The 8,896-nt window shown below is 65.1% G+C and carries 11 protein-coding genes; 6 read left to right on the top strand and 5 right to left on the bottom strand.

Translation table 11 applies throughout. The annotated features are described in order from the left end of the window. Nucleotides 1–673, bottom strand: a 673-nt coding sequence (locus MOQ72_RS35285; protein ID WP_372495612.1) for a helix-turn-helix domain-containing protein, incomplete at its 3' end; no start/stop codon positions are given. A 605-nt stretch (nucleotides 674–1,278) separates the two neighbouring features. Then, on the bottom strand, nucleotides 1,279–2,229 hold the full coding sequence (locus MOQ72_RS35280; RefSeq protein WP_242190171.1) for a hypothetical protein: 951 nt from the start codon (nucleotides 2,227–2,229) through the stop codon (nucleotides 1,279–1,281). Nucleotides 2,230–2,320: 91 nt separating this feature from the next. On the opposite strand from MOQ72_RS35280, the gene MOQ72_RS35275 reads away from it, so the two are divergent. Continuing rightward, complete coding sequence (locus MOQ72_RS35275; protein ID WP_242190170.1) at nucleotides 2,321–2,551, top strand: CHC2 zinc finger domain-containing protein; 231 nt, start codon at nucleotides 2,321–2,323, stop codon at nucleotides 2,549–2,551. 12 nt (nucleotides 2,552–2,563) lie between these two features. On the opposite strand, the gene MOQ72_RS35270 is transcribed toward MOQ72_RS35275, so the two are convergent. From MOQ72_RS35270 to MOQ72_RS45820, 3 genes are read right to left on the bottom strand one after another with little or no spacing between them, the layout of a single operon-like run. Next, complete coding sequence (locus MOQ72_RS35270) at nucleotides 2,564–2,758, bottom strand: hypothetical protein (protein WP_242190169.1); 195 nt, start codon at nucleotides 2,756–2,758, stop codon at nucleotides 2,564–2,566. Further along, nucleotides 2,755–3,093 carry a site-specific integrase gene (locus MOQ72_RS35265; protein WP_242190168.1) on the bottom strand — a complete coding sequence of 113 codons (339 nt, stop codon included), beginning with the start codon at nucleotides 3,091–3,093 and terminating at the stop codon, nucleotides 2,755–2,757. The genes MOQ72_RS35270 and MOQ72_RS35265 overlap by 4 nt, the downstream gene beginning before the upstream one ends. Continuing rightward, nucleotides 2,984–3,553, bottom strand: coding sequence for a site-specific integrase (locus tag MOQ72_RS45820; RefSeq protein WP_372495613.1), 570 nt, complete (start codon nucleotides 3,551–3,553; stop codon nucleotides 2,984–2,986). Before MOQ72_RS45820 ends, MOQ72_RS35265 begins: the two co-directional genes overlap by 110 nt. 946 nt (nucleotides 3,554–4,499) lie before the next feature. Here MOQ72_RS45820 and MOQ72_RS35260 point away from each other — a divergent pair. The 5 genes from MOQ72_RS35260 (at nucleotide 4,500) to MOQ72_RS35240 (ending at nucleotide 8,854) form a co-directional block, all read left to right on the top strand. Continuing rightward, nucleotides 4,500–4,823: a hypothetical protein gene (locus MOQ72_RS35260; RefSeq protein WP_242190167.1), complete on the top strand. Its 324-nt coding sequence runs from the start codon at nucleotides 4,500–4,502 to the stop codon at nucleotides 4,821–4,823. Further along, complete coding sequence (locus MOQ72_RS35255) at nucleotides 4,823–6,103, top strand: putative T7SS-secreted protein (RefSeq protein WP_242190166.1); 1,281 nt, start codon at nucleotides 4,823–4,825, stop codon at nucleotides 6,101–6,103. Before MOQ72_RS35260 ends, MOQ72_RS35255 begins: the two co-directional genes overlap by 1 nt. 5 nt (nucleotides 6,104–6,108) lie before the next feature. Continuing rightward, a complete protein-coding gene (locus MOQ72_RS35250) occupies nucleotides 6,109–6,732 on the top strand; it encodes a hypothetical protein (protein WP_242190165.1) in 624 nt (207 codons plus the stop codon). Nucleotides 6,733–6,934: 202 nt separating this feature from the next. Beyond that, on the top strand, nucleotides 6,935–8,305 hold the full coding sequence (locus tag MOQ72_RS35245) for an NF041680 family putative transposase (RefSeq protein ID WP_242190164.1): 1,371 nt from the start codon (nucleotides 6,935–6,937) through the stop codon (nucleotides 8,303–8,305). A gap of 126 nt (nucleotides 8,306–8,431) precedes the next feature. Next, nucleotides 8,432–8,854, top strand: a complete 423-nt coding sequence (locus MOQ72_RS35240) for a hypothetical protein (RefSeq protein ID WP_242190163.1) — start codon at nucleotides 8,432–8,434, stop codon at nucleotides 8,852–8,854. Nucleotides 8,855–8,896: the final 42 nt, after the last annotated feature.

The raw sequence follows: 8,896 nt of genomic DNA, 5'->3' as shown, positions 1-8,896 counted from the left end.
CCAGGTTGCGGGCGGCCTGGGTGGTCCAGGCTCCGGTCGGGTGCGCGGTGACCCCGAGGATATGCACGGCGCGGGTGCGGACCTCCATGGCGAACAGGACATACAGCCGACGAAGGCTGATGGTGTCAAGGTGGAAGAAATCGACAGCCAGCAGTCCGGATGCCTGAGCTCGCAGGAAGCTGCGCCAGGACGTGTATGTGCCGCGTGGTGCGGGGCCGATACGGGACTGCCGCAGGATGCGGCGGATCGTGCCCGCACCGACGTGATGCCCCAGGCCGATCAACTCGCCCTGGATGCGCCGGTGCCCCCACCTGGGGTTTTCCTGCGCCAAACGGACGATCAGATCGCGGAGTTCCGTGCTGATCGGTGGGCGGCCTGACCGCTGCTGGTAGGTCCACTTCTTGATGATCAGATGCCGATGCCACGCCAGGAGCGTTGAGGGTGTGACGATCCGCCCCAGTCGCAGGCTGCGAGGCGGCAGGCGGGTCAGCGCGGACAGGATGCCGCGATCCGGCCACGACAGCTGCGGCCGCCGACCGACCTGGCGGCGTAACGCCGTCAGCTCATGCCGCAACACGAGGATCTCGACGTCCTTGGCCGCGGCACGCCGGGTGAGCAGCCCCAGCCAACCGAACATCGTCACCAGTGCCATGTACAGCAGTCGAAACACCATGACCAGCGATCATGGCTTGATCACGGAACTCAGCGAAACCCCAGGTCGCCGACCGAGTGGCGACTTATGGCACGGCACAGGGTGCTCCCCGCAGACGCGGGGATGATCCGTACCAATCCATTGGCGGCAGGCTGGGTATCACGTGCTCCCCGCGGATGCGGGGATGGTCCCTTGCACAAGCCGCGCACGGTGGGGCTGGCCGGGTGCTCCCCGCGCACGAGGGGGCGATCCGTCGATCAGCTTGGAGAGGTTCATGTGCTTGGGGCCCCAGAACGATTCCAGCGCCGTTGACGCAGTTGAGTTTGTGTCGGTGCATGAGTGGCGGTAGCAGCGGAGCCAGGTCCAAGCCGCTCGGGTGTCCGGCGTAGGCGGCTGTGGTGGCGGCAACGACGAGATCTGCGAGTTGCAGGTGAGGAACGTGGTGGCTGTCGGCGGTCACGATCGGCAGGACGACCTGGTCCGGTTTGACGTATTCGGTGCCGAAGTTGGTCAGGTCCAGCGAGTCAGCCAGGTAGTCGAAGGTCAGGATGAGCACGGCCGCGCGGGCCTCGGTGCCGAGTCCTGCGCCCTGAAACGGCATCCTTTTCCGGACTAAGAGTTGTCCGTTATGACTCAGTTAGTTGGTCGTCGCGCCAGCTCTCGTAAGCGAGATCCTCGTCAACCGGGTAGTAGTCCTCGGGGTTGTCGACGTCGAGATGGTGTTCCTTCTCAAGATCGGCGAGGTCAAGCTCGTCGCCTTCGAGTTCCAGGCCACAGACGGCGCAACTGAAGGCGGACGCGTAGATCGTCACCGCAGGCACTGATTCCCCGGCCTCATTCTCGGTGGCATTGCGCCAGTCAACGACTGCACCGTCCGTGCTGTGCACCCATCCGGTGCCCTCGCATGCGGGGCAGCCGATTGACACGTCGTAGCCGGTATAGACGGAGCGAGTTGCCCCGAACGCGGCGACCACGCTTTCCCGTTGCGGCGACGGGAGGTCATCGAATCGCTGCTGGAACGCGCGCTTCGCTCGTGCGATTTTGGCCTCGAACGTGACACGCAGTTCGTTGTTCCGCTCGTCGGCTAGCTTATCGACGAGGGCGGTGTAGTGACCCCAGTAGCGCTCTAGGTCGATCTCGAGCTCGGCCAGGACGGGCGTGGCGATTCTGATGCAGGTGCCGAGCACTGCTCGCGCGGCGTCGGCATCGTGTGTGCCAACATGCGCAACACCGTTCCGAGCTGCGAAGACCCGCTCGAATGCCGGATCGGCGACCGTGATCTTGGGCTTGAGCAACGCTCGCGTGCGATCGAACGCCACCTTCAGCCCGATGGATTTGGTGCGGCTTGCCGGGACGCCTGAGCGGTCGCCGTGCCCGACTGCGTGCAGCAGCGAGGCCCAATGCGTTGCTTCGATGATCAGTGCCGGGTGCAGAGAGCAGAGGTATGCCTTCAGCAGGTGCTCCAAGCCGACGCCGGCATGGTGGACAGCGAAGTCGAGGGACTCGCCGCGGCCGAACGCCTCGAACGCGGCTTGCATCCAGCGTCGCGAGGATGACTGGAGTGACTTCTGGTCCATGGGCCTGACACTAGCCAAGCCCGGGGCAGTGGAGCTGCTGGCGCCCGCAGCACTGCCGTATGCGTCGTGCGTGGGGCTTAGGCTGGTGGGCATGTCGGTGGCGATCGCAGCTGGCCAGCAACCCGATCCGGACGACATCGTCGAGGCGGTGAGCCAGCACGTCGTGCTGCGACAGCATGGTGCTGGTCAGTTGCGCGGGGCATGTCCGTTCTGTGGATCGTCGATGTTCCGGGTGCGACCGAGCCACGGCACCTTCCATTGTTTCGGCTGCGGTGAAGGCGGCGACGCCGCCGCCTTCACCGCTAGGTTCGACCGGCCGTAGCGAGCCCGGTGATCAGGTGGTGATGATCGGTATGCCGAGGTTGACCGGGCCGGTGGGTTGCCGGTCGCGCATCCGGTCGAGGCTGACCAACTTGCGGCTTGCCGCTTCCAAACTGACGTTCAAGCCCTCGATTTCGCCGGACCAGCCGTTGATCTTGGCTTCCTGGATACGTTCGTCCTGGTGCCCAGCAGGGCGTTGACCCGTCAAAACACCGCCCGCAGCGCTTCGTAGTTCATCGGCTGCCGCCGCAACCCGTGCCCGTGATCGCGGCGACGCAGGGTCCACCACACCGGGTCGTTCGGCTCCAACGGTGCGCCCAGATCGGCGAGGTAGAGGCGAAGCCACACGAACGCTTCCGGGCTGGCCGGAAGCCACTGCGTAGCACCACTTCCCTTCCGGCAGACCCGGATCAGCTGTTCACCCCAGTCGACGTCAACGCCACGCATGCCCAGCAGCTCGGCGGCCCGAGCGCCATTGCTGACGGCCAACGCCAACAGGCCCGATCCCGGTTCGACCGAAGGCAGGCGAACAGGTCGTTCCACCGCTCATTCGGCATCGCCCGGGGTTTCGGTTTGGACAGTTTCGGGTTGTAGCGGATCCGGCTCTCCGGCCGGAACGGCCCCAACGGGTTGTGATGCGCATTCGGTCGACGACCGGCCCGGCCCAAGGCGACCGGATTGACCAGCGGACCCTCGCCGCGGTCGATCCAATACTCGTAGAAGCTGCGCAGCACCGCATTCGAATGCCGCACCGTCCGAGCCTCATAGGTATCGCCGAGTTCTGCTTGCGGGTCACCGGGTTCACCTGACCCGCTATAGCTGCCGACCGGGTCCGGGCATGATTTCGCGGCTTCTGTGTCTGCCGCAGCCACAGGACATAATCACGGATTTCCGCCGAGGTCGCCTTGTCCCAGTCCACCTCAATGGCGCGCAGCCAGCGCCACCAGCGCAGCAGGTCATAGCCGTAGCTGTGCAGGTTCGACGTCGAGTGTCCACGAGCCACGAAATCGCGGAAGAACCATTGGATCGGTTCCACTGGTGTTCCGGCGTGGTCGATGACCTGCCAGGGCACTGGGTCATCCACTGTGGTCACCTGGCCCCATCGGGGTAGCACGATCCGGGGGATGTCCCGCTCGACCTCATCCAGCGAACTCACACAACCTCCTATCGGGATAGATCGCGTGACTTCTACCGATCAACCACCAACCGCAGCACCGACCGCCCCGGCGTGTCGCCCCGTAGTCCGGTCAACGGGTCCAAGCCACGACGCGGTCGTGACCCCGGGCTTGATCGCGAACTGGTCAGCGGAGATGCCTTGGAATCCGATCACTTGGCCGTCTCGGCGGATGAGGAAGTTCAGCGACCAGTTCGCGGGGCTGAGGTTCGCGCGATCACGCCAGAGCGCTTGTACCAAGCCCCGGGCGATGTCCTCGGTCGACTCGTCGCGCCACGGCCTGCCCAAGGGCAGCCCGTCCGGCGGGTGCACTGCCGCGATGGCGACTTCGGCGAGTTCGAGCAGTCCTTCGTCGTCATAGGGCCGAGTTCCAGTCGCGGTGTGCGGAGGACGAGGTGCGGAAAGGCCACGGATCTCTCCGGTCAGCCCGCTCGGTCATCGCGTTGCTCCCAACAGAGGCAGGTACGAGTTCACGATGCTATGCAGCGATCAGGTTTTCGGCAGGTCGCCTTCGGTATCGTTCCTCACCACGCCGACTACCGCGTACCCCCACAACGCGGCCCGGACCGGCCGTCCTCCGATCATCGCCGCGTCACCGTCACCGTCACCGTCGGCGTCCGACGAGCAGGCTGGCGTACCTGGAAAGCGAGTCATGAGCGTCCTTGTGTGTCTTGATCCAATTGGGCGATGTAGAAGGGAACCGGTCCGGGGGTGGCCGCCGGTGTTTAGCCTGTGGGGCGGTCGGATTGAACGATTCCGGGGAGGATCGGGGCCTGTGGCGGAGGGATTCCGCGTTGATCTCGCGGCGTTGAAAGACGCGGCGGACGGGGTGGCTGGGACGTTGGAACAGGTGAGCCGCCGCAAGGTCAGTGACATCGACTGCGACAAGGCGGCGATGGGCCATGGTCGGCTCGCCGACACGGTCGAGGACTTCTGCACTCGCTGGTCGCTGGGGGTGGAGAATCTCGCCAAAGATGCCCAGGAGATTTCCGGGCGGCTCGCCGAGTGCGTCACGTCCTACGAGGCGTTAGATCAGGGTGCGCGGGACCGTTTTGATGAGATCCTGCAGGGCAGTGGCGATGATCCGGCGGTCCGGTGATGGCCGAGCTCGGTGAGAGCGGCGACCCGAAGGCCCTGATACCGGGAAACACCGACAGCATCCGTACGACCGTCTGGTCGATGACGATCTACGGCGATCTTCTGCACGAGGCCGGGGCGGGACTTCAACGCATTGACACCGAGGAGGGTTGGAGCGGAGAAGCAGCCGACCAGTTCCGTGACGCTTTCGATGGTGAGCCGGCCAGGTGGCTGGAGGCCGGCGATTGTTTCCACGCGGCGAGCAAGGCGCTGGAGACCTACATCTCGACAATGACGTGGGCTCAGGGCCAGGCCACTGAGGCGATCCGGCTGTGGGACGAGGGGCAAGCCGCTACCCGCCACGCTGCCGCCGAGCACGACAAGGCCGTGCAGCACGCGCCGCCCGGCACTGCGGTGGTTCCCTTTGCTGATCCTGGTGAGGCCACGCGACAAACCGCCCGAGACATGCTCGACCGCGCTCGGGCCCAGTTGGCTACCGCGGGCGAGGTCGCAGCCGATGCCGTGGGCAAGGCCCGCGACCGGGCACCGGAGGAACCCACGTGGCTGGAGCAGGCGGCGAGCGCGGTCGGTACCGCCGGTGCCCACGCGCTGAATGCTCTGGCCTCGGCGGGCAATGCCGCGGTCAACCATCCTGAAATGATCCTCGGCGCTGTGGGTGGGGCGGCGCTCACGGCCGTCAGCGCTGCTGGTGTGGCTGCCAGTGGGGTGCTGGATGCCAGCGGAGTCGGCGTCGTGGCCGGAGGTCCGCTTGGTGTCGCCTCCGCGGCTGGTGTTGCGACCGGAGTCGGCATGGTGGGGGCCTCGATCGCGGGCATGGCCACCGAAGCGGCAGGCGATGACGCGATCGAGCCCATCGACACCGACAACAGTAACGATCTGCCGACGCAGTCCACTGAGGCCACGGCCTGGGACCAGGTCGTCGGGGACACGCCGAACCCGGCCGACATCCATACCCCGGAGATTGATCAGATCCACATCCTTGATGGCGGCGCCGATGGAACCGGTGGTCACTTCTACGGCACAGGAATCCCGAACAAGACCGAGTTCCCCGAGTCTTGGGACGACTCCCAGATCATCGAGGCTGTCGAGGGGGTCGCGAAGAACCCGGACAGCCCGCCAGTGCTCTCGGACAGCGGGAACTACAGGTTCAGCGGAACCAGGGACGGCGTGGAGATCGAGGGCTACGTGACCCCAGAGGGACAGGTCAAAACCGGCTACCCGGTGCGCGGGGAGGGCGTCGTTCAGAACGACGAGTTCGGCAACCCGCACCCGGTACCCTGAAGCGAGTGAGCGGAGACACAACGACCATGCAGGCAGCCAAACTGAACGAGGCGGTGCGGGAGTTGCTGGAGCAGCTCGCCGACCGGCTCCCGCAGCGTCGGTTGGCCTCCTACCGCGCTCTGGGCGAAGCCGGCGAGTCGGTGTCGCTGCTCAACGAAATCTGCAAGATGCTGGTCAGTCGCCGCACCGAAGTGACACCGGCCGAAAAGGAAACACTGGCCCAGCTGCTCGACGCGGCCTGCCCCGACGCCGGCGATAACGACTACGTCCGCAACCGTGACCAGACACTTGCTGCGATCCAGGTCTCCGATCAGCCACGGGTCATCACTCATGATGATCTGCGCAAGCTCAGTACGGATTCGCAGGCCCTCCTAGAGCAGTTGGCCGATCGCCTCCCGTCTGACCGGGTGGAGGAGTATCGGACACTGAGCCGTGTCGGTGAATGGGCGATGCTGATCAACGAGCTGTCGGCAAGCCTCGTTACCCGGCAGATCCCGGTGAATCGTCCTGAACGGGATGCGCTGGCCGCTGTCCTGAACTGGTTCCGCCCCGCGGTGGTCACCGACCTCGCCTACATCCGCGACCGGGAGAACACGCTCGCCTCGTTGAACATCACCGAGCAGCCCTGACACAAACCGCAGCGCACACAAAACCCTGTCCGTCTGCGCTGTGGCACGGCGGCGTCCTCGTGCCGTCGCCATGACCGCTCTTAGCTTGCGTTTTAAGGTGTGGGGTTGGTGTTTGGTGCCTGGTTGTTCATGGCAGCAGCCCTTGGTTGATCATGCTTCTTGCTGATGGAAGAAGATCAACACAAGGGCTGCTGTGAGTAGTGTGCACGATGCCGACCGGGTCAACGGGTGCGGGGAGCTGTCGGGGTTCCGGCGGGAGTTTTACCGGTGTCTGGTTACGCGTTCGGATGCGTTGTTCGAGCTGGCGGATGCTGTGCTGTGCGCCGAGGGGCCGGTGTCGTCTCTGGTGCGGTTGTGCCTGGAGCCGGAATTCCGGCGCGGGCACGGCAGCTTGTATGAGGCATTGGCTCGGAGGCGTATCGATGAGGACGCACTGCGCGCTGTGCTGGCAGCACACCGCCCGGCGGACTGGCCGCTGGTTTTCGCGGTAGACGCTTCCACTGTGGAGCGTTGCGATGCGGAAACCTCACCACAGCGGGGTTTCTACTACCATCCCTCGAAGCACTCGGCGGGACAGCCGATCGTGGCGGGTTGGTCATATCAGTGGATCTGCCAGTTGAACCACGCGGCGAACTCCTGGACTGCGCCGATGGACGCCCAGCGTATCCGCCCCGGCCAGAGCACAGTGGCGGTCACGGTCACCCAAATCCGCACCCTGCTGGGCCGACTCCAGGACACCGGTGGGTTCCCGGTGTTCGTCTTCGACGCAGGTTACGACCCCATCGCCTTGTCCTGGGAGCTACGCGGCGACCGGGCCCAGGTGCTGGTACGGATCAAAAATGACCGGGTATTCCACGGTCCGGCCCCGGCCGTGCGGGCCGATGGTAAGCCAGGCCGTCCGCCCCGCCACGGCCAGCGATTCGCCTGCAAGGATCCCGCCACCTGGGGCACGCCTGACCAGCAGTTGACCATCACCGACAACAGATACGGCCAGGTGAGAGTGCGCGGATGGTCGCGGCTGCACCCTAAACTCGGCTGTCGGGGCCACTGGGCTGGCATGCACCGGCCACCGATCGTGGAAGGCACGGTCATCCGCGTCGACGTACAACGGTTACCCAAGCCCTCGACCCGCACCAACGCCACCACCCTCTGGCTGTGGCACTCCGGGCCCCATACCCCCGACCTGGACCTGGTGTGGCGGGCTTACCTCCGGCGATTCGACATCGAGCACACCCTGCGATTCGCCAAGAACACCCTGGGCTGGACCACACCGGGCGTCCGACTGCCCGAACAAGCCGACCGATGGACCTGGCTGATCGTGGTGGCCCTCACCCAGCTACGCCTGGCCCGTACCCTGGTCACCGACCAGCGCCTGCCCTGGGAAAAGCCCCGCGAGCCACACACACTCACGCCCACCCGAATCCGCCGGGGATTTCGACGCACCCACACCCACCTGCCAGTGATCACCAGACCACCAAAACCCAGCCGACCAGGCCCAGGACGCCCCCCAGGCAGCAGCACAGGCCCAGCACCACGCCACCCAGCAATCAAAACAACCCAACAAAAACCTTAAAACGCAAGCTAAGAGCTTTGTCGAGGATTTCTTCGCCACGGTGCTCTATCGGCAGGGGCAGAGCTTTGCGCAGATCGTCAAGAAAGTGAACCTCTCGAACCGGACCTTGCGGAGTTCGAGGCGCTGGTGCACCGGGAGTTCCCGAACCTCAAAGGCCAGGTTGGGCGCGACTTCAAGGTTGACGTCTGGCTCCCGCAGCCACCGGAAAAGACGACGTTCTTCGCTGAGCACTCGTCGACCTGGGATCAAGCACGACGTGATGCGAAAGGGTGGATGCAGGTGCGTCACTGTCTGGCGCACGGTCTTGCAAGTGGTTGGCGTAGTGAGGTGTGGCCAGGGCCGGTTCGCAAGGACGCGCCTCCAGCGTCGTCTGTCCTTCGCCAAGCCCAGAACGGGAAGTACTCGTTGGTGCTGGCCGGAGCGATCACGTGTGCCCGCATCTACATCGCTGGCGCTCAGCACATCGCCGATGTCGTGGCGGCTCACCTGGGCGAATCCCTGAACTGGTCAGACATCCCGGAGTTTCCGCTGAACCCGACAACCGGATGACCCACCGCTGACGAACCATTGGTAGGGCCGCCTGGCCTATGG

Source organism: Saccharopolyspora soli (assembly GCF_022678645.1).
In the GTDB taxonomy this organism is placed as follows: domain Bacteria; phylum Actinomycetota; class Actinomycetes; order Mycobacteriales; family Pseudonocardiaceae; genus Saccharopolyspora; species Saccharopolyspora soli.
Note: the sequence above shows the minus strand (reverse complement) of the source record. Positions and strands in the feature narration are given on the sequence as shown.

Excerpts from the sequence above, each read along its gene's own strand:
- MOQ72_RS35280 (WP_242190171.1), bottom strand. The coding sequence starts at position 2,229 with ATGGACCAGAAGTCACTCCAGTCATCCTCGCGACGCTGGATGCAAGCC.
- MOQ72_RS35255 (WP_242190166.1), top strand. The coding sequence starts at position 4,823 with ATGGCCGAGCTCGGTGAGAGCGGCGACCCGAAGGCCCTGATACCGGGA.
- MOQ72_RS35275 (WP_242190170.1), top strand. The coding sequence starts at position 2,321 with ATGTCGGTGGCGATCGCAGCTGGCCAGCAACCCGATCCGGACGACATC.